This window comes from Arthrobacter sp. sptzw42, from assembly GCF_059089685.1.
Map to the genome: position 1 here is coordinate 261,598 of NZ_JBNHEX010000003.1, position 18,522 is coordinate 280,119.

The window sequence follows — 18,522 nt, forward strand, 5'->3', positions numbered from 1 at the left end:
CGGCACGTACACGAGTAGTCGGTACTCGTTAATACCGAGGAGTCCACTTGTTAATACCGAGGAGTCCACTTGTCTGTAGGGAGAGGCCCGGGAAACCCGCAGGAAAAGGGAAAGGGCGCCGCTCCGGTTGGAGCAGCGCCCTTCCTGCAGCGGGAAGTCAGTCTTTCTTGAAAGCGTCCTTGATCTTCTCGCCGGCCTGCTTCAGGTCCCCCTTGGCCTGATCGCCTTGTCCTTCGGCCCTCAGGCTTTCATCGCCGGTAGCTTCTCCAGCGGCTTCCTTGCCCTTGCCGCCCAGCTTCTCGGCTGCATTACCGATCTTGTCGTCCAAACCCATGGTGTTTCTCCTTCGGTCGGAATCCGCCAGCATCACGCTGACGGCTTACTGTTTTATCCTACGCTGGCTCCCTGCGGGATCCCTGGATTCCGAAAGAAACCCCTGAGCTGGACTCATACATTGACCAGCCCCCGTTGCCGGAGGTCCTGCCACAGCTCAGCCGGAATATTGGTGGACAAACGCTTGGCGCTTTCGCTGATCTGTTCGGGCCTGCTGGCGCCAACCGTGACGTTGACGACGGCGGGGTGCCGGAACGGGAACTGGATGGCGGCAGCAGGAAGTTCGACCCCGTGTTCCTTGCAGACGCCGGCCAGTTGCCGGGCCCGCTCCAAGACCCCTTCGCTTGCCGGGGAGTAGTTGTAGTGCGCGTCCGAGGGCAGTTCCGGCTTGGCGAGGATGCCGGAGTTGTAGACGCCGACACTCACCATCCCGGTGCCGAGTTCCAGGCAGCGGTCCAGCAGTCCCTCGCCGGGGCGGCCGTCTGAGCCGGGCTGTTCCAGCATGGTGAACCGACCGGCAAGCATGAGGAGGTCAAGGTCCGCCGCTTCGACGCATTGCAGTGCTGCACCGGCGGTGTTGGTGCCGACGCCGATGGCCCGCACCAGGCCCTCGGCCCGGAGCTTTTCGAGGGCGGGCAGCGCGGAGCTCACGGCGTCTTCCATGCTGTAGACGTCGGGGTCGTGCAAGTAGGCGATGTCGATGTACTCAAGGCCCAGCCGTTCCAGCGAATCTTCGATGCTGCGCCGCACTCCTGCTTCCGAAGGATCCCATTCACGCCGCATGTAGGCCGGTACGTCGAAGCCGTCAGGGTCCTTTGTGTCCTTGGTTGCAGGTGACGGGACGAGGACCCTGCCCACTTTCGTGGAGAGGACAAACTCTTCCCGTGGCTTGTTGCCAAGGACTTCACCTATCCGCCGTTCGGACAGGCCCAGCCCGTAGTGGGGTGCGGTGTCGAAGTAGCGGATGCCGGCGTCCCATGCCGCCTCCACCGTTGCTGCAGCCTGCCCATCCGGAATGGAGCGGTACAGGTTGCCCACGCCGGTGCCGCCGAAGCCTAACCGCCCAAGCCGATCCCGTAACTGCCTGTTGTCCTGGTCCATAGCACTGTCCTCTCGGTTCCGTATCCTGGGGTCACACTGGCAGGAGCCTAGGGAGAGGCGCCCTGCGGTGTCAACGACAGAACCTAGTAAGGGGGAGTCCGCCGGGATCAAGCGCCGGGCATTGACCTTGATTCATTACTCGCATATAGTTCAGGCAATAAACTATGTATTTAGGCGCCATCTAGGAGACATTATGAAGGTCCTCATCACTGGTGCCCATGGAAAGGTCGGTCGGGCCGCTACCCAGGCGATGATCGACGCCGGGCACGAAGTATTAACCACCGATCTGACCCGTCCCGGCTTCGAGCGCAAGCCTGAAGGCACTCCGAAGTACATGATGGCTGACCTCACCAACGCAGGGGAAGCGTACGCCGTCGTCCGTGGAGTGGATGCCGTGGTACACATCGCTGCGATCCCCGAACCCACCGGTCATCCGCCCCACGTTGTATTCCAAACCAATCTCATGGCGACTTTCAACGTTCTCGAGGCCGCCATTCGATTTGGCGTGAAGCGCTTTGTTTACATCTCCAGTGAGACTGTCCCCGGCTTCTTTTTTCCCGAGCGGGATTTCCTCCCGGACTACGCCCCCGTGGACGAGGAGCACCCGATCCACCCGCAGGACCCCTACGCGCTCTCCAAGCACTTCGGCGAGCAGCTCATGGACGCGGCGATCGCCCGCTCGGACGTCCAGTGCATCTCCATCCGTCCCAGCTGGGTCCAGTTCGAGGGCAACTACCAGATAAACCTCGGACCGCAAATCCGTGATGCGTCGGTCCTCAGCCCCAACTTATGGAGCTACATCGACGTCTACGACCTCGCCGACGCCATCGTGTTGGCCACGGAGTCAGACCTGCCCGGACACGAGGTCTTCTACATCGCTGCCCCTGACAATGTTGGCGGCCACGACTTCGCCGAGATCCTGAGCAAGTACTACGGGGACAGCATCGAATTGCGCGGCCTTGACCGCTCCGATGCGTCGGGCATCTCCAGCGCGAAAGCCCAACGAATGCTCGGTTGGACGGCGAAGCGTTCCTGGCGTGACTACCTCGACGCCGAAGGACAGTTGATCAACCGCTGACCTCAGCGGGAGTGAGTGCTAGCATGCACTCCCGCCGGTCCCTTGTCACACCCGCCGGAATGCTTTAGGCGTAACCGCACGTAGACAGACTCCTGCCGGGCTCTCCAGTGCATTTCCTACAAGTGCATCCAACCGAACCAACGGAAGAAAACAATGACGTTTCCAACACAAAGAACAACGGTCCCCACCGTAACCCTCAACAACGGCGTCCGGATCCCGCAGCTCGGATTCGGCGTATTTCAGGTTCCGCCGGAGGAGACTCAGCGCATTGTCGAGGATGCCCTGGAAGCTGGTTACCGCCACATAGACACGGCTGCCGCCTATCGAAATGAGGCCGGCGTTGGGGCAGCAATTACCGCGTCGGGGATCCCCCGGGAGGAGATCTTCCTAACCACCAAGCTGCGCAACGGCGAGCAGGGCAAAGCAAAAGAGGCGTTCCATAACAGTGCCCTGGCTCTGGGGGTCGACTACGTGGACCTCTATCTGATCCACTGGCCCGTACCGTCTCAGGGACTCTTCCTGGAGGCATGGAAAGAAATGGAAAAGCTCTACGCCGACGGCCAGGCCCGCGCAATCGGCGTCTCCAACTTCCTGGCCGACCACCTGGACACGCTCCTGTCAGGGTCCGATGTTGTTCCGGCCGTCAATCAGATCGAAATCCACCCCACCTTCCAGCAGGAGGAACTGTCCGCGACAAGCCGCTCCCTCGGCATCGCCGTGGAGGCGTACAGTCCCCTGGGTCAGGGCGCAGACCTCACGGCAGCTGCAGTCAAGTCACTTGCGGCCAAGTACGGTGTCAGCCCGGCACAGATATTGCTGGGATGGCACCTCGCACAAGGCACAATCGTCATCCCGAAGTCAGCGGATTCCACACGTATGCGGGAAAACCTGGAAGCCGTGCGTCTCACGCTCACCCCCACCGAGTTGGCGGGCATCACGGGACTGGAGTCCGGCGCCCGTGTCGGCGCGGATCCAGCCGTGGCCGCGCACAGCCAAATGTAGGCAGCGGACAACTAATCAAGCCGCTATCGCCGTAGTCCCGTCTGCAACAGCGTTGGGGCAACGACCTGTGCAATAGCCAGGAAGTGGGTCTTATCGTGGAATTACGCGGAAAAGGAAGCGGGTCCGGACCATGACCCAGAGAACGGCCAGGATCACCACGTAGGCGGCGGTGTTGAGCCAGATGTCATCTTGCCGGAGCGCCGGGATATTCGCTGCGGCGAGGATCAGGAAGACGTGGAGGATGAAGACGTAGAGCGTTGCCTGGCCAAGGGGGATGAGGAACCAGCCGAGGGCCCGCTCAAGTGGTTTCCAGTAGGCGCTGAGCAGGGCGTACCCGGTGATGATGATCAGCAGGACGTTGAGCAGTCGGCCGGGGCCGAGGTAGGTGCGTTCGAAGAAGCCCTCATAGATGGTGCGGAAGGTTTGTTCGGGCAGCAGCGCCAGCCTGACATCGTAGGCGTTTGAGTAGTAGGTGCTGGTCCAGGAGAAGATCGCCAGGGCGGCCGTCAGGAGGACGCATGCCCAAAGCAGCGTTCTTTGCCGGTGATGGGAGAACCAGGCCACGATCTGGCCGCGGTAGTAGCCGGCGACCATGCCCAGGACGAACAGCACCTGCCAGACCAGCAGCGGGAAGGAATCCTCGAACTGTGAGGGCAGCAGCCGGAACTGGGTGATGGTTCCCACGGCGTAGAGCCCCAGGCTAATGGTGAGAACCAGCCAGGCCCGTCCCCGGCTGAGTGCTACGAGCACCAGGGGGCTGATGGCCAGGAGGATCACGTAGAGGCCCATGACGTTGAATTGCCAGGGCCCCAACTGCAGCAGCAGCAGTGACGGTATGAGGTAGTCGGGGACGGGAAACTGGAACAGCGACTCCATCCCTGCGTACAGGTTGTAGGTGGACCCTACGCCCCCGGCGCCCGTTGCGCCGGTGCCCTGGTCGGTGAAGGTGGTGACGGCGGTGGCGTTCAGGAATGGCAGGCGGCTCAGGGCGAAGACGAGCAGCACGACCGCCAGTGCGGTGAGGTAAAGTTTCCACGCCCGTTTGCTGGTGTGGTCCACCACGTCACCTAAATTGTCTTTGACCCGGGGGCCGTAGACCAGGCCCAGGACGGCTCCGGATAGGAGTACGAACAGTTCGGCTCCGGAGACCACTCCGATGGTTTCCTGAGTCAGCAGTTGGAAGAATGAGGTAAGTCCTACGTGGTTTACGACGACGAAGATGATGGCTGCCCCGCGCAGCATGTCGATCCTGGCGTCGCGGGGGGAATCGACCGCATAGGCCCATCGGCGCACCGGACCCCAGAGGGGCAGCAGGCACAGGGCAAGGGCCCCGGCAAGGCCGGCGGCAGCTGTTACCCACGCGGCGGATCCGTTAAGGACGGTTCCCGTGGCAGGCGCCGCCGCCCCGTCCAGGGTTGATTGCTCAAAGACCGGCCCGGTTACCGTACCAGTGGCTGTGATGCGCTGGGCGAAAGCGCCGGCCAGGTCGGGAGTGTGCGTGGATCGCCAGTCCACTGCGACTGTTCCCTGCTGGCGTTGCTCGGCCGTTTCGTTCCACACCACCGCTTCTATCCGGTCGTATCCGTTGCCAGGTGCTTTCATCACCTGGTCCCACCAATTGTTTTTGATGTCCGTTTCGGTGGGCCCGCCGCTGACGTCGGGGCTGTAGAAAGCTGCTGTCTCCACCATCAAGGGTTTGTTCCGGGCGGAGGCATAGGCGCCGTAAAAGTTTTCCGCGGCGGCCCCGGCGGAGGTGGCGGGGCCCAGCAGCGCCTCGAACTCTCCGGGCTGAGGCAGAGTATTGGGCTCCAGTGTCCCGTCAGTTTTGTCGTGGTAGGCGGACAGCCCTACCCAGTCAACGACGTCGTCACCGGGATAGTAGGGGGCGTAGGCGTCATCGTTGAAGTTGAACTCCCCGTTGCCGTCAGTATCCAGTGCCCCAAGGGCCCCGCCCGCAGGCGAGGTGGGGGAGGGAGCCCGGAAGGGGTAGTCCTCAGCCGCTGTGGGGGACCAGACCATCACCGGATCCCCGAGTTCGTCATCCATTGCCGCGCTGAGGACGCGGAAGGCGTCCCGGTAGGCCTCGGGCTGCTGCCCCCAAGGTACCCAGGTGGCATTCATTAGCGGGGCGAAACGAATGAACACGGTACCTTCATAGCCCTGGGCCGCGTCAGCAACCTGCGCTGCCAGTGCCGAGGCCAGGGGGTCATCAACGTCCGTCAATGGAACGTCGGGCCGTACTGTGAGCAACGCCTGGGCCCCTTGGGCGGCGACTTGGCCAAAGTATGAACGCAGGAACCCTTGTTCCTGCTCGCTCATGGGCAACTGCACCGGCCGGCCGTAAAGCGCAGCCGGGGTCCCGAGCCGTTCCTCGTAGGCGGCCGGTGAGTCCGTGGACCAATCCAGCAGCGCACCAAGGTAAGGGCCCCCACCTGATGCCCCGGGTGGCGACGGGCTGGCAGCCCGGGCGGGTGCAGCAGTGGTCAGAAGCAACGCCGTCAGTAGCGGGAGGACAAAGAGCGCTGTGAGCATCGGCAGGGGCGGGAACCGCCGCAGGTTGAAAGTCATGTTCTCCCTCAGAGTCCACTGGCAGTAGGTACTATCCTGCCCTTTCCCTGTTGCCCCTGTCTGCAAACCGGTGGCCTGGACTAGGCTGGTGGACTACCGCGCCGGTTCCCGGCGCCTGATGACGTCGAGGGGAGCGCATCGGATCTCGTTGCCCGGTTGCGTACACGCCCGGCCGTATACAGGAGGGATAGCGTGCATCGTTTCGTGCTTCGCCTGCTGGTGGTGCTCACGGTAATCCTTGGAGTCAACTATGTGGCCTGGCGGTGGCTGGAGTCCCTCAACTGGTCGGCGTGGTGGATTGCGGTGCCGTTGGTGCTTGCCGAAACGTACAGTTTGATCGACGTGTGCCTGTTTGGGTTGACGATGTGGCGGCTGAGGGAAAGAACACCGCCGGAAGCCCCTCCCGGACTGACGGTGGATGTCTTCATCACCACGTACAACGAGCCAATCGAGATGGTAATGGACACCGCACTGGCTGCCCAAAGGATCCGCTATCCCCACAAAACCTGGATTCTGGATGATGGTGCGCGGCCGGAAATGCGGGAAGCAGCTGCGCAGCACGGTGTGGGGTACCTGACCCGCAGTGCTGACTGGACTTCCAGCCTCCCCCGCCACGCCAAGGCCGGCAACCTCAACAACGCCCTGATGATGACCCAGGGCGAGTTCATGATGATCCTGGACGCCGACCAGATTCCGAAACCGGAGATCCTCGACCGAACGTTGGGATACTTCAACAATAGGAGGGTCGCCCTGGTCCAGACCCCGCAGTGGTTCATCAACGTTCCCGACGACGATCCGCTGGGCAGCCAGGCGCCGCTGTTCTACGGGCCACTGCAACAGGGCAAAGACGGGTGGAATGCCGCGTTTTTCTGCGGCTCAAACGCGCTGCTGCGGCGTGAGGCGCTCATGCAACTGGGCCTTGCCGGGTACGTCGCCGAGGTCGACCGGAACATCCGCAGCGCCCTGAATGGCTCCCGAAAAGCGCTCCGTCATGCACGCAAATCCACCCAGGCCGCCAATCCCACGGTCGCCCGGCTGCTTGACGAAGTGGAACGGGCAACCACAAAAGCGGCAGCGGACCTCAAGTCCGGGCGATCGTACAGCGAGATCACCTATGACTTGCGCCGCACGGTGGACGCTGCCGTTGCAGAGCTCGTGGCCGCGGACTTCTCCGCCCTGCAGGCAGACCTCGCCGAGATCCGGGCTATGGACCTGGACGCCGGGCATGGGCAGCTGTCCCCCGAGGAAGTGGACAATGCGGTGGCGCAACTGTCCTCCCGGCAATGGTCCCCGCTGGGTGCGCTCGAATCAGTGCAGGCGGTTCTGGAAGCGATCTCCGTGGAGCGCGGCGATGAGGCGCAGCCGCTCATGCCGCTGGCCACCATCTCCGTCACCGAGGACATGGCCACCTCCATGCGCCTGCACTCGCTCGGCTGGAAGAGCGTTTACCACCACGAGATCCTGGCCCTCGGCCTGGCACCGGAGGACCTGAAAACCATGCTCACCCAGCGGCTGCGCTGGGCCCAGGGCACCATCCAGGTGCTGCTCCGGGAAAACCCCCTCACCAAGAAAGGCATGAACGGCGCCCAGCGGCTGATGTACTTCGCCACCATGTGGAGCTACCTGTCCGGGTTCGCCGCCGTCGTCTACATCGCGGCCCCAATTATTTACCTGGTCCTGGGCATCTTGCCGGTCACGAGTCTCAGCACCGATTTCTTCATCAGGTTCATCCCCTTCATGGTGGCCAACCAGATCCTCTTTGCCTACGCAGGCCGCGGCGCGAAAACATGGCGGGGACAGCAGTACTCCCTGGCCCTGTTCCCCACCTGGATCAAGGCCTGCACCACCGCGGCCCGCAACGTCTGGTTCGGGCGGCCTCTCGGGTTCGCCGTCACGCCGAAGGTGAAGGAAGGCAACAGCCGCGACTGGCACCTCATCCGGCCACAGCTCATCGCCATGGGAATGCTCGCCGGCGCCGGCGTGATCGGCCTGGTCCGCCTCGCCTTGGGCATGAACGAACCGCTGGGCACCCTCGTGAACGTCGCCTGGGTCATCTACGACCTGGTGGTTTTCAGCGTGCTCTTCAAGGCCGTCCGCTACGACGGATACGTCCCGGAAGAAGCAGCCACACCGGCAGAACGATAGGACCCACCCGGTGCCCGCGGAGTTGCCTGCAGCCGGCTCGCGCTCCAGCGAGAGCGGAATCATAGCGCCCCGATTCCCCAAATGAAAACCAGCATGCGATCATTGATAGGATGACTTCCCCCACTCCTTCCTCCCAGACTCCCGTCCGCCCCCGCGCAGGGGAGGGCGAGGCTGCTGACAGCACCCGCCCGCAGGTCCGTCCCACTGCCGAGGGCTGGGAGCAGGCACGCACTGCCGAGGGCCGGCCGCTCCTCCAGTTCGCCTCCCCGCGCGTGAAGCAGCCGCCGGTGCACCTGGCGGACCTGACCCTGGCCGAGCGCGCCGCGAAGCTGAAGGAGCTTGGCGTGCCCGCCTTCCGGGCGAAGCAGCTTTCCACGCACTACTTCCAGCACTGGACCACGGACCCGGACGCCATGAGTGACCTGCCCAAGGCCGGACGTGAGGAACTCGTCGCCGAAATGTTCCCGCCGCTGCTCACTGAGGTACGCCGCCTGCGGACCGATAAGGGGGACACCATCAAGTTCCTCTGGCGTCTGTTTGACGGTGCGCTCGTGGAGTCCGTGCTGATGCGGTACCCCGGCCGCATCACCCTCTGCGTTTCCTCCCAGGCCGGCTGCGGAATGAACTGCCCCTTCTGCGCCACCGGCCAGGCCGGCCTGACCCGCAACATGTCCACCGCCGAGATTGTTGACCAGGTAGTCGCTGCCAACCGCGCCATCGCCGCCGGCGAGTTGGGCGAGAACGAGCACGACGGCGAGCGGGTCACCAACATCGTGTTCATGGGCATGGGCGAACCGCTGGCCAACTACAAGCGCGTGATGGCTGCCCTCCACCGCTTCGTGGACCCTTCACCCGAGGGCCTGGGCATGTCTGCCCGGAACATCACTGTCTCCACGGTGGGCCTCGTCCCGGCCATCCGCAAGCTCGCTGACGAAGACCTGCCTGTCACCTTTGCGCTGTCCCTGCACGCTCCGGACGACGAACTCCGTGACGAGCTGATCCCGGTGAACAACCGCTGGAAGGTGGACGAGGCGCTGGACGCGGCCTACAACTACTACCGCAAGACCGGCCGCCGGGTCAGCATCGAGTATGCGCTGATCAAGGACATGAACGACCATCCCTGGCGTGCGGACCTGCTGGCCAAGAAGCTTAACCAGCGCGGCCGCGGCTGGGTGCACGTGAACCCGATCCCGCTCAACCCGACCCCCGGCTCCATCTGGACCGCTTCTGACAAGCCGGTGGCGCAGGAGTTCATCGAGCGGCTCCGCGCCGCAGGCGTGCCCTGCACCCTCCGGGATACCCGCGGCAAAGAGATCGACGGCGCCTGCGGCCAGCTCGCCGCCGCCGACTAGAACCGCGGGCCCAGCCGCGGCCCAAACTTCCGGACCAGATTCACGGCCCGGGAGTACCTGTCAGCGGACCGCCGCGTACCAGATCAGCAGCATCGTGACGAAAAACCCGGTCCCGTAGTTCAGCCACAGGAACCGCTCCCAGCCCCGGTGTGCAAGTTCAGCTTTGTCGTCGTCAAGGGAAGCGAACGGCAGTATGCTGATCACGTACGGCAGCACCAGGACCGCTGCCAGCGGTCCCGGCCATGGGGTGAACAGCATCAGTGCGCCGCCAGCCAGGTAAGCGGCGATGGCGAACCGAACCGTGGCGCGGGCGCCGGTGACGGTGGCGATCGACGCTATGCCGCCGGCGCGGTCGGCGCCGATGTCCTGCACAGCACCGAACGCCTGGCTCGCCATGCCCCAAAGGAAAAAGGCAGCCAGCAGCGCCCACAACGCCCCTGTGAACTCTGCCTGTGCCAGCACCAGACCGTAAACCGCTGGGCTCACAAAGTGCGTGCTGGACGTGACCGAATCAAGGAACGGGCGCTCCTTGAAGCGCAGCCCGGGCGCACTGTATGCAACCACTGCAAAAATACTGACGGCCAGCACCAGCCACGAGGCCGGCCCGCCGAGCAGCACGAGCGCCGCGAGGAACGGCAGGTTGGTGGCAATCGCGGCGCGGAGGGTGATGGTGTGCATGGTCCGGTCCAGCACAGCGCCTTCCACACCTCCCTTGCGCGGGTTCCGGAGGTCCGATTCGTAGTCGAAGACGTCGTTGATCCCGTACATCGCCAGGTTGTAGGGGATCAGGAAGTACAGGGTTCCGATCACCCAAGCAAGGTCGATCTGCCCAGAGGTCAACAGGTAGGCCGCTCCGAATGGAAAGGCCGTGTTCACCCAGGACAGCGGGCGGGAGGAGACCAGCAGCGTGCGCAGGGTCTTCATGCCCGCCGCCGCTCTGCGCCCTGGCCCAGGAGAATCCATAAAGAGGGCAACAAAAGCACCGCGGCCACCGGGTAGGCGAAGTCTTCCAGCGGTGCCAGGCCCACGGAGACACCCGAAGTATGGTCGGGGGAGTAGGTGAAGAGCCCGGCGGCGATCATCAGGTTGTCGAACACGGCCGTCAGGACCAGCACGACGGCGGTGGTGCAGCCTGCTGCCCCGAGTGCCATGCGGCGGCCCCGGCCCCGCAGTCCCACGGTCACCGCTGCAATGCCCACAACAAAAGCCACGATAAGGAACACCGAGTTCAGCGCCCAGTAGGTCATGAGCGTTCCCTCACCCTTTCGGTTGGACGCGACCGGGCCTGGAGGCCCCGCTGGAACAGCAGGAAGAGGTTCATCACGAGGTAGGTGAGGAAGACCAGGAAGATGGGTTCCTCCAGGGGCAGCTCCGGGCCGAGTTCGATCCCGATCGTCTCGTTGTGTCCGCGGAAGAAAATACCAAGCCCGATTCCCGCCAGGTCCCACGCCAAAAAGAACACCAGCCCGGCTATGAGCACGGCAGCTGCCCGGCGGGCATCACGCCAGAAGAACAACCGCAGGCGCTGGTCAAGAAGCACCATGCAGCCCAGCGACACGAGCAGGAACAGTAAGTAGGCGGCAGGCATCACGCGTCCGTGTTCTCCCGCACCCTGCCCGGGCGCAGCGGCACCGGCAGGGGACCTGTGCTCAGGTCACGGCGCAGCCGCTTGATGACCAGTTCGGCGCTGATCAGGCACATGGGAATGCCAATCCCCGGAATGGTGGAACCGCCCGCGTAGTACAGCCCCTGGACCTTGCGGCTTACGTTGCCGGCGCGGAAAAAAGCGCTTTGCTGCAGCGTGTGCGCCGGTCCCAGCGAGGTGCCCTTCCATGAGTGGTAGTCGCGCCGGAAGTCCTCGGGGCCGTAGCTGCGCCGCAACACGATCCGCTGCGCGAGGTCCGGTATTCCGGCCCAGTCGCTGAGCTGCTGGATCACAGCGTCCGCCACGCGTTCGAGCCGGTCATCACCGCTGCCGCCGAGGCCGGGGTCTGCGGGGATGGGAACCAGGACGAAGACGTTCTCGTGTCCATCCGGGGCAACGGCGGGATCGGTGGCGCTGGGCTTGCACACGTACAGGGACGCGGGCGCGGGGACAAAGGTGTCCTTGCCGAAAATCGCCCGGAAGTTCTCCTCCCAGTCCTTGGTGAAGAGCAGGGTGTGGTGCTGCAGTTGGGGCAGTTCACCGCGGACGCCCAGGTAAAGGAGGAGGGCGCTGGGCCCGGCGGTGGACCGTGACCAGTACCGCTCGGGGTAGGTCTGCAGGTTCCGGGGGAGGAGCTCGGTTTCGGTGTGGTGCAGGTCCGCAGCGGATACGACGACGTCCGCTGCCAAAGTCTGTTCGGTCCCGTCACCGGCCTGGTAGCGCACGCCCCGCACCGCCGCTGGGCGTCTCCGGGAGGTTGTGGGAGTGGTGTCGATCCCGAGCACTTCAGCGCCCGTCACAATGGTGACACCGGCGCTCCTGGCCAGCCGCTCCAAAGCGTCCACAAGCTGGGCGAACCCGCCCATGGGGTAGAGCACGCCGTCGTCGAGATCCAAATGGCTCATCAGGTGGTACATGCTCGGCGCGGTGAACGGCGAAGTTCCGAGGAACACTGCCGGATACTCGAGGATCTGTTGCAAACGGGGATCCGACACGTAGCGCCGGGCGTAGCTGTGCAGCGGTTCCAGCAGCAGGCGGGCAAGGCGCGGCAGGCGGCCCAGCACGTCCGGCGTCAGCAAGGAGGCATAGGACTCGAACGTGGAGTAGAGGAACCGGCGGGTTGCCATGGCGTAGGTATCGGCCGCGGAATCGAGGTACCGCTCCAGCCGGACGCCGGCACCGGGTTCCAGCCGCTCGAAGAGTTCCACCACCCGGCCCCGCCCGCCCGGCACGTCTACGGGATCGCTGAACCCTTCAGAGACCAGCCGGTACGCCGGATCGAGTTTCACCAGGTCCAACTGCTCAGCGGCAGAGGTTCCCAGCAGCCGGAAGTAGTGGTCGATCACGTCGGGCATGAGATACCAGGAAGGACCGGCGTCGAACCGGAAGCCGTCCTCGCTCCAGGAATATGCGCGGCCGCCTACAACGTCCTGCTTCTCGAGCACGGTGACGTGGTAGCCCTCTGCGGCCAGCAGCGCGGCGGTGGCCAGGCCACTGATGCCGCCGCCGATGACGACGACGGCAGTTCCGGCGGGCGTGCTTGCCTTCACTGTGCCCCTACCCGGCTGGTGTCTGGGGAGGCCGGTTCCAGTCCACGCCTGCCGGTGAGGACGGCGACGGCGATCCGCGCCTTCACGGTATTCGGGACGCTGACCCGGGCGCGGATCAGCTCCGGCGCGGGCGTCGCCCGGATCCGCTCGGCAAGTTCTGCAAAGAGTTCCTGTGCAAGGGCCACCGCACGCCGGCTGGACGGCGGCAGTTGCCTCAGCACGGCACGGGATTCCTGCAGATCATGGTCGATGTCGGCCAGGAGCTGCTTCTTGTGCGCCTCGTCAAAGTTGGCGGGGGAGACGCCGGGAAAGTAGCTGCGGCCCAATGACGTGAAGTCCTCGGCGAGGTCCCGGAGGAAGTTGACTTTCTGAAAGGCGGCGCCAAGGTGCCGGGCACCGCGCTCCAGCCGCTCCCTTTCCCCGGTATTCACGGCTTGCCCGTGCAGGAAGCATTTCAGGCACATCAGGCCCACCACTTCGGCGGACCCGTAAACGTACTCGGCGAAAGATTCCGGGGTGTGCTCCACCTGGTCAAGGTCAGCGCGCATGGAGGAAAAGAACGGGCGGGTGAGGTCCGTGCCGATGCCCGTCCGGCGCGCGGTGTCTGCAAAGGCGTGGACCACCAGGTTGGCGCTGTACCCCAGGGCCAGGGCGCGTTCCGTTTCCCGCTCGAATTCATCGAGCTGCCGCCGGGTCTCGGCAGGTTCCAGGCCTGCGGCGGAGGTGACGCCGTCGACAATTTCATCCGCGACCCGCACCAGCGCGTACACAGACTCCACCTGGCGGCGCACGCTGTCGCCGAACAGGCGGGAAGCCAGCCCGAAGGAGGTGGAGTAGGAGCGCAACACCACAGCGGAGGCCCTCATGGCAGTACTCGTGTACTCTGCCAACGCGTCGCGGTCCTGGCTCATGCGGCAATCCGTTCAGTGACAGCCCCGGTGATGGGTGCCAGGCCGTCCCGGATAGCCTGCGGCACACACGGTTGGTCAAGTGCCTGTTCCGCCCGGTCAGTAAGATCGGCGGCGAGCTGCATGGTCCGGTCACGGGCACCGGAGTCGATCAGCAGTCCTCGGACCTCCGCCGCGCCCGGGGCGGTGAGGTCCGGGGCGGACAGCAGCTCCGCGATCCGGGGCCACTGGGGCTGCGCCGCCGCATAGGAGATCACCGCGGTGCGCTTTCCCTCCCGCAGGTCGCTCCACCCCACTTTGCCGGTCCGCGATTCGTCCCCGAAGACTCCAATCAGGTCATCGGCCACCTGATACGCGGTGCCGATGCAGCGGCCAAACTCGCCCAGCGCGCCCAGCAGTCCGTCTTCAGCGCCGGCAAGGACTGCTCCGGCCAGGAGCGGAGCCTCAAAGGAGTAGACGGCCGTCTTCAGCCGCGCCATATCCAGCACGTCGTCCACGGGCTGGGGGTTGGGGTCCAACGGAGCAAGCACATCAAGCAATTCGCCGCCGGCGGAGGCGAAGATGGCCTCGTCGAGAAGGTCAGCCAGCTGCTGCCGGGTGGCGGGGTCCGCGTCCACTTCCCCCAGGAGCCGGTAGGCGTTGGACAGGGCAAGGTCACCGGCAATTACTCCGACTGACAGGCCCGTATGTTCTGCCCGGGATGGGCCGGTTCCCCTTGCTGCGGCGAGGTTGCGGTAGGTGCCTGAGACGTTGGGCACCCCGCGGCGGGCGAAGTCACGGTCCACTACGTCGTCATGCACAATCAGTGCGGTGTGCAACAGTTCGAAGGACGCGGCGACGGTTGCCGCCGTCGCCATATCGCGGCCACCGAGCAGGCTGTAGACGGTCATGACCAGGCGGGGCCGGAAACGCTTCCCGCCCACCGTGCAGGCTTCGAGGTGCTCCCACATGGCGAGGTAGTCCGGGTGCATTGCTTCGGCGCGGGACTTGGACCGGGCGAAAAAGGACGTGAGGACGTCGTCCACCAGCCGGCTGTCGAAGAAACTCGACAGCGTGGTCTCCTTGTCCATAGGTAAAGTAAACACGCGAGGACCTTTGGAGGGAAATGAACCACACGCCGGAACTGGTTGTCTTGGCTGCCGATGACGGCACGCCCGTCGGAACCCAGGCCAAGGAAACAGTGCACTCCACCTCCACGCCACTGCACCTTGCCTTTTCGGCGCATGTGTTCGACGACGACGGCCGCATCCTCATCACCCGGCGCGCCCTGTCCAAGCGCACGTGGCCCGGCGTCTGGACCAACTCGTTCTGCGGACACCCAGGCCCGGGGGAAACTACCGAAGACGCAGTGGCGCGGCGGGCCGGGTATGAGCTGGGGCTTCGCCTGGAGTCCCTGGAGCTCCGGTTGCCGGACTTCCGGTACAGGGCAGTGGACGCCTCAGGAGTAGTCGAAAACGAAATCTGCCCCGTCTACACGGCCCGAGCCGCGTCCCCCCTGAACCCTCGGGATGACGAGGTCATGGAGTGGCAGTGGGCCGATCCGCTGCAGGTCACCGCTGCTGTCGCTGCGGCGCCGTGGGCCTTTAGCCCGTGGCTGACCCTCCAACTGCCGCTGCTCTATCCCGCGAGGTTCAGCTCAACTACGCGGTGATCACCGCTGCAGTGGTGTCCGACGACGGCGCTCGCGGCGGGCGCCGAGCGTTACCTTCCAACGTTCCCACGGCGGTGCCACGCGCCAGTGCAGGGCGAGTGTGTGGAACGCACGCCGGAAGCGGCGGCGCCCGGCAGCGCCCCCGGCCAGGGAGCGCGCCGAAATGCCCACCCGGAGCCGGCGGTCGTAGGCCGTGGGTTGGGTGGGGCCGAGCGCAAAGCCGAGGTCGACGTCGTCGTGCACGCCCACATCGTCACGGTGGATCCGGCCGCGGACAGCCTCCCAATCCTCGCGCCGGAAGGCGCAGTTCGATCCGAAGGGCGGCCAATGGGCCATCGCGAAGCCCATGAGAACGAAGTACGCCTGCATGTAAGCGAGTGCGGCGAGCCTGGAACGGATGGGGCCGGCGTCGTAGAAGTCGCCGGGCCCCGTGAGGACCGCCAGCTCTGGCTCACGGGTGAAGCGGGCAGCGATGCGTTCCAGCCAGCCAGGCGGCGGAATGGTGTCTGCGTCGCAGCGGACAATCACGTCACCAAGGGCGGCGTCGTAACCGGCAGAAGCAGCGGCGGCGATGCCGGGCGCTGCTTCGTGAAGTACCCGGGCACCGTACCTGGTGGCTACTTTCGCGCTGTCGTCGGCGGAATTGTTGTCCACAACGATGACTTCCAGCGGGGCCACCGTCTGGGCTTCCAGGGCTTGCAGGCAGCGCGACAGGAAGATGGAGTCGTCTTTGCACGGGATCACCACTGACAGGGACAGCATGTCCTGATCCTAGCCGCGGGCATGCGGCCGATGCCCCTGCGGGGAGCGCCCGGACCGGCCGCAGTTGCAGCCGGACCGGACGCTTCGTTAGTAACCCGGGGGTTAGCGCAGGTCGAAGCGGTCAGCCTCCATGACCTTCACCCAGGCGGCCACGAAGTCGTTGACGAACTTCTCGCGGCCGTCATTGCTTGCGTAGACCTCGGCCAATGCCCGGAGCTGGGAGTTGGAGCCGAAGACCAGGTCCACCGGGGTGGCAGTCCACTTCAGCTCGCCGGTGGCCACGTCCGTGATCTCGTAGACGTTCTCCTCCGCCTCCGACACCTTCCACTTGGTGCCGGGGGAGAGCAGGTTGACGAAGAAGTCGTTCGTCAGTACTCCCTGCTTGTCGGTGAGGACGCCGTGGGCCGAGCCGCCCACGTTGGTTCCGAGCGCACGCATGCCGCCGACGAGTGCCGTCATTTCGGGTGCGGAGAGGTCCAGCAGGTACGCCTTGTCCAGCAGGAGGGTCTCCGGCGGGAGCTTCCCGCCGGGGCGCACGTAGTTGCGGAACCCGTCTGCCCGCGGCTGCAGGTACTGGAACTGGTCGACGTCGGTCTGTTCCTGGGCGGCATCGGTGCGTCCCGGGCGGAACGGCACGGTGACGGGGAACCCGGCGTCGGCCGCGGCCTTCTCCACAGCGGCGCAGCCGCCGAGGACGATCAGGTCGGCAAGAGAAACCTTCTTGCCGTTGGCCTGAGCTGAGTTGAACTGCTGCTGCACGCGCTCAATTGCCTGCAACGCCGTCGAAAGCTGCTCAGGTTCGTTAATTTCCCAGCCGCGCTGTGGTTCCAGCCGGATCCGTGCCCCGTTTGCGCCGCCGCGCCTGTCGGTCTTGCGGTAGGTGGACGCGGAGGCCCATGCGGTGGTCGCGAGCTGGGAGACGGACAGTCCCGAGTCCAAAAGCGATGCCTTGAGCGAGGCGATGTCCTGCTCGTTGATCAGCTCGTGGTCCACAGCCGGAACGGGATCCTGCCAGAGCTGCGCTTCCGGGACCCATGGCCCCAGCATGTGCGGGCCCACCGGTCCCATGTCACGGTGCAGGAGCTTGTACCAGGCCTTCGCGAAGGCCAGCTGGAACTCATCGGGGTTCGCCAGGAAGCGCCGCCCGATTGCCTCGTAGGCGGGGTCGACGCGCAGTGACAGGTCCGTGGTCAGCATCGTGGGACGGTGCTTCTTGTCGGGGTCGTGCGCGTCCGGGATGATGGCCGGGGCGTCCTTGGCAACCCACTGGTGGGCGCCGCCGGGGCTCTTGACCAGCTCCCACTCGTACTCGAACAGGATCTCCAGGAAGCGGTTGCTCCACTCGGTGGGCTTGTCCGTCCAGGTGACCTCGAGGCCGGAGGTGATGGTGTCGCCGCCCTTGCCACTGCCGTAGGTGCTGAGCCAGCCAAGGCCCTGCGCCTCAAGGTCCGCGCCCTCCGGCTCGGGGCCCACGTGCGCATCCGCGGGGCCCGCACCATGGGTCTTGCCGAAGGTGTGGCCGCCCGCGATCAACGCGAAGGTCTCTTCGTCGTTCATCGCCATCCGCTTGAAGGTCTCACGGATGAAGGCTGCCGCCAGTTTGGGATCCGGGTTGCCCATCGGCCCCTCGGGGTTGACGTAGATCAGGCCCATCTCCGTGGAGCCGACCTCCTCCGACATCTGGCCCTCGCCGATGTAGCGTTCGTCGCCCAGCCAGGTGTCCTCCGGTCCCCAAAAGATCTCTTCGGGCTCCCACACGTCTTCGCGGCCGAAGGCGAAGCCGAACGTCTTGAAGCCCATGGACTCAAGGGCTACGTTGCCAGCGAGGACCAGCAGGTCTGCCCAGGAAAGCTGCTGGCCGTACTTCTGCTTCACGGGCCACAGCAGACGCCGGGCCTTGTCCAGGTTGGCGTTGTCCGGCCAGCTGTTCAGCGGCGCGAACCGCTGGCTGCCGTCGCCTGCGCCGCCGCGGCCGTCATAGACGCGGTAGGTGCCGGCGGCGTGCCAGCTCAAGCGGATCATCAGGCCGCCGTAGTGGCCAAAGTCCGCGGGCCACCAGTCCTGGGAGGTGGTCAGGACTTCAGTGATGTCCTGCTTCAGTGCCTCGACGTCGAGCTTCTGAAATTCCTCACGGTAGCTAAAGCCCGGGTCAAGCGGGTTGCCCTTGGGGTTGTTGGCGTGGAGCACCGAGAGGTCCAGCTGGTTGGGCCACCAGTCGGCGACGGTCCGCGGCCGGTGCCCCTTCGGCTGGGGCGAGTCAATCGCCGGGTTCTCGCTCTCGCTGCCGTGCGAGGTCACGCTGCCATGGGCAACGGGGCATCCGCCCTCAACCTTGCTGTCCAGGCCTTGGGCGCTTCCAGGGGTGGGAACCGGGGGGTGTTCCTGGGGATCGGTCATATGCTTCCTTCCATGTGGCCGAGGCCGGGA

16 protein-coding genes are annotated in these 18,522 nt (G+C 65.0%); 5 read left to right on the forward strand and 11 right to left on the reverse strand.

Features of this window, described 5'->3' with window-relative positions:
• Positions 1 to 157: 157 nt before the first annotated feature.
• Together AC5RT4_RS05305 and AC5RT4_RS05310 are read right to left on the reverse strand one after the other, a co-directional pair.
• Positions 158 to 334, reverse strand: coding sequence for a CsbD family protein (locus tag AC5RT4_RS05305; protein WP_494042119.1), 177 nt, complete (start codon positions 332 to 334; stop codon positions 158 to 160).
• Positions 335 to 447: 113 nt separating this feature from the next.
• On the reverse strand, positions 448 to 1,434 hold the full coding sequence (locus AC5RT4_RS05310) for an aldo/keto reductase (RefSeq protein WP_494105066.1): 987 nt from the start codon (positions 1,432 to 1,434) through the stop codon (positions 448 to 450).
• Positions 1,435 to 1,627: 193 nt separating this feature from the next.
• On the opposite strand from AC5RT4_RS05310, the gene AC5RT4_RS05315 reads away from it, so the two are divergent.
• Both AC5RT4_RS05315 and AC5RT4_RS05320 read left to right on the forward strand, forming a co-directional pair.
• On the forward strand, positions 1,628 to 2,512 hold the full coding sequence (locus AC5RT4_RS05315; RefSeq protein WP_494042121.1) for an NAD-dependent epimerase/dehydratase family protein: 885 nt from the start codon (positions 1,628 to 1,630) through the stop codon (positions 2,510 to 2,512).
• Positions 2,513 to 2,665: 153 nt separating this feature from the next.
• Entirely contained in the window at positions 2,666 to 3,514 is an 849-nt protein-coding gene (locus tag AC5RT4_RS05320; protein ID WP_494042122.1) for an aldo/keto reductase, read from the forward strand.
• A gap of 90 nt (positions 3,515 to 3,604) precedes the next feature.
• Here the strand turns inward: AC5RT4_RS05320 and opgC are convergent, their stop codons facing one another.
• Positions 3,605 to 6,082, reverse strand: a complete 2,478-nt coding sequence (opgC, locus tag AC5RT4_RS05325) for an OpgC domain-containing protein (protein WP_494105067.1) — start codon at positions 6,080 to 6,082, stop codon at positions 3,605 to 3,607.
• 192 nt (positions 6,083 to 6,274) lie between these two features.
• Here opgC and AC5RT4_RS05330 point away from each other — a divergent pair, with 192 nt between their 5' ends.
• Entirely contained in the window at positions 6,275 to 8,227 is a 1,953-nt protein-coding gene (locus AC5RT4_RS05330) for a glycosyltransferase (RefSeq protein ID WP_494042124.1), read from the forward strand.
• A 110-nt stretch (positions 8,228 to 8,337) separates the two neighbouring features.
• Positions 8,338 to 9,579: a dual-specificity RNA methyltransferase RlmN gene (rlmN, locus tag AC5RT4_RS05335; RefSeq protein WP_494042125.1), complete on the forward strand. Its 1,242-nt coding sequence runs from the start codon at positions 8,338 to 8,340 to the stop codon at positions 9,577 to 9,579.
• Positions 9,580 to 9,639: 60 nt separating this feature from the next.
• Here rlmN and AC5RT4_RS05340 read toward each other — a convergent pair whose 3' ends face one another.
• From AC5RT4_RS05340 to AC5RT4_RS05365, 6 genes are read right to left on the reverse strand one after another with little or no spacing between them, the layout of a single operon-like run.
• Positions 9,640 to 10,503 carry a prenyltransferase gene (locus AC5RT4_RS05340; protein WP_494105068.1) on the reverse strand — a complete coding sequence of 288 codons (864 nt, stop codon included), beginning with the start codon at positions 10,501 to 10,503 and terminating at the stop codon, positions 9,640 to 9,642.
• Entirely contained in the window at positions 10,500 to 10,826 is a 327-nt protein-coding gene (locus AC5RT4_RS05345) for a lycopene cyclase domain-containing protein (protein WP_494042127.1), read from the reverse strand. The genes AC5RT4_RS05340 and AC5RT4_RS05345 overlap by 4 nt, the downstream gene beginning before the upstream one ends.
• On the reverse strand, positions 10,823 to 11,167 hold the full coding sequence (locus AC5RT4_RS05350; RefSeq protein WP_494042128.1) for a lycopene cyclase domain-containing protein: 345 nt from the start codon (positions 11,165 to 11,167) through the stop codon (positions 10,823 to 10,825). The genes AC5RT4_RS05345 and AC5RT4_RS05350 overlap by 4 nt, the downstream gene beginning before the upstream one ends.
• Positions 11,167 to 12,774 (reverse strand): phytoene desaturase family protein, encoded by a 1,608-nt coding sequence (gene crtI, locus AC5RT4_RS05355; RefSeq protein WP_494105069.1) that lies wholly within the window; start codon positions 12,772 to 12,774, stop codon positions 11,167 to 11,169. The genes AC5RT4_RS05350 and crtI overlap by 1 nt, the downstream gene beginning before the upstream one ends.
• Positions 12,771 to 13,685, reverse strand: coding sequence for a phytoene/squalene synthase family protein (locus AC5RT4_RS05360; RefSeq protein WP_494105070.1), 915 nt, complete (start codon positions 13,683 to 13,685; stop codon positions 12,771 to 12,773). The genes crtI and AC5RT4_RS05360 overlap by 4 nt, the downstream gene beginning before the upstream one ends.
• Positions 13,682 to 14,752 (reverse strand): polyprenyl synthetase family protein, encoded by a 1,071-nt coding sequence (locus tag AC5RT4_RS05365; protein WP_494105071.1) that lies wholly within the window; start codon positions 14,750 to 14,752, stop codon positions 13,682 to 13,684. The genes AC5RT4_RS05360 and AC5RT4_RS05365 overlap by 4 nt, the downstream gene beginning before the upstream one ends.
• A 35-nt stretch (positions 14,753 to 14,787) precedes the next feature.
• Between AC5RT4_RS05365 and idi the strand changes: the two genes are divergently transcribed.
• Complete coding sequence (gene idi / locus AC5RT4_RS05370; RefSeq protein ID WP_494042132.1) at positions 14,788 to 15,333, forward strand: isopentenyl-diphosphate Delta-isomerase; 546 nt, start codon at positions 14,788 to 14,790, stop codon at positions 15,331 to 15,333.
• Here the strand turns inward: idi and AC5RT4_RS05375 are convergent, their stop codons facing one another.
• A complete protein-coding gene (locus AC5RT4_RS05375; protein WP_494042133.1) occupies positions 15,334 to 16,095 on the reverse strand; it encodes a glycosyltransferase family 2 protein in 762 nt (253 codons plus the stop codon).
• 102 nt (positions 16,096 to 16,197) lie between these two features.
• Positions 16,198 to 18,492, reverse strand: a complete 2,295-nt coding sequence (katG, locus tag AC5RT4_RS05380) for a catalase/peroxidase HPI (RefSeq protein ID WP_494105072.1) — start codon at positions 18,490 to 18,492, stop codon at positions 16,198 to 16,200.
• Positions 18,493 to 18,522: the final 30 nt, after the last annotated feature.

Coding starts and splice junctions, on each gene's coding strand:
- AC5RT4_RS05360 (WP_494105070.1), bottom strand. CDS start 13,685: ATGAGCCAGGACCGCGACGCGTTGGCAGAGTACACGAGTACTGCCATG.
- idi (WP_494042132.1), top strand. CDS start 14,788: ATGAACCACACGCCGGAACTGGTTGTCTTGGCTGCCGATGACGGCACG.
- AC5RT4_RS05305 (WP_494042119.1), bottom strand. CDS start 334: ATGGGTTTGGACGACAAGATCGGTAATGCAGCCGAGAAGCTGGGCGGC.
- katG (WP_494105072.1), bottom strand. CDS start 18,492: ATGACCGATCCCCAGGAACACCCCCCGGTTCCCACCCCTGGAAGCGCC.
- AC5RT4_RS05345 (WP_494042127.1), bottom strand. CDS start 10,826: ATGACCTACTGGGCGCTGAACTCGGTGTTCCTTATCGTGGCTTTTGTT.
- opgC (WP_494105067.1), bottom strand. CDS start 6,082: ATGACTTTCAACCTGCGGCGGTTCCCGCCCCTGCCGATGCTCACAGCG.
- AC5RT4_RS05350 (WP_494042128.1), bottom strand. CDS start 11,167: ATGCCTGCCGCCTACTTACTGTTCCTGCTCGTGTCGCTGGGCTGCATG.
- AC5RT4_RS05310 (WP_494105066.1), bottom strand. CDS start 1,434: ATGGACCAGGACAACAGGCAGTTACGGGATCGGCTTGGGCGGTTAGGC.
- AC5RT4_RS05320 (WP_494042122.1), top strand. CDS start 2,666: ATGACGTTTCCAACACAAAGAACAACGGTCCCCACCGTAACCCTCAAC.
- rlmN (WP_494042125.1), top strand. CDS start 8,338: ATGACTTCCCCCACTCCTTCCTCCCAGACTCCCGTCCGCCCCCGCGCA.
- AC5RT4_RS05315 (WP_494042121.1), top strand. CDS start 1,628: ATGAAGGTCCTCATCACTGGTGCCCATGGAAAGGTCGGTCGGGCCGCT.
- AC5RT4_RS05375 (WP_494042133.1), bottom strand. CDS start 16,095: ATGCTGTCCCTGTCAGTGGTGATCCCGTGCAAAGACGACTCCATCTTC.
- AC5RT4_RS05365 (WP_494105071.1), bottom strand. CDS start 14,752: ATGGACAAGGAGACCACGCTGTCGAGTTTCTTCGACAGCCGGCTGGTG.
- AC5RT4_RS05340 (WP_494105068.1), bottom strand. CDS start 10,503: ATGAAGACCCTGCGCACGCTGCTGGTCTCCTCCCGCCCGCTGTCCTGG.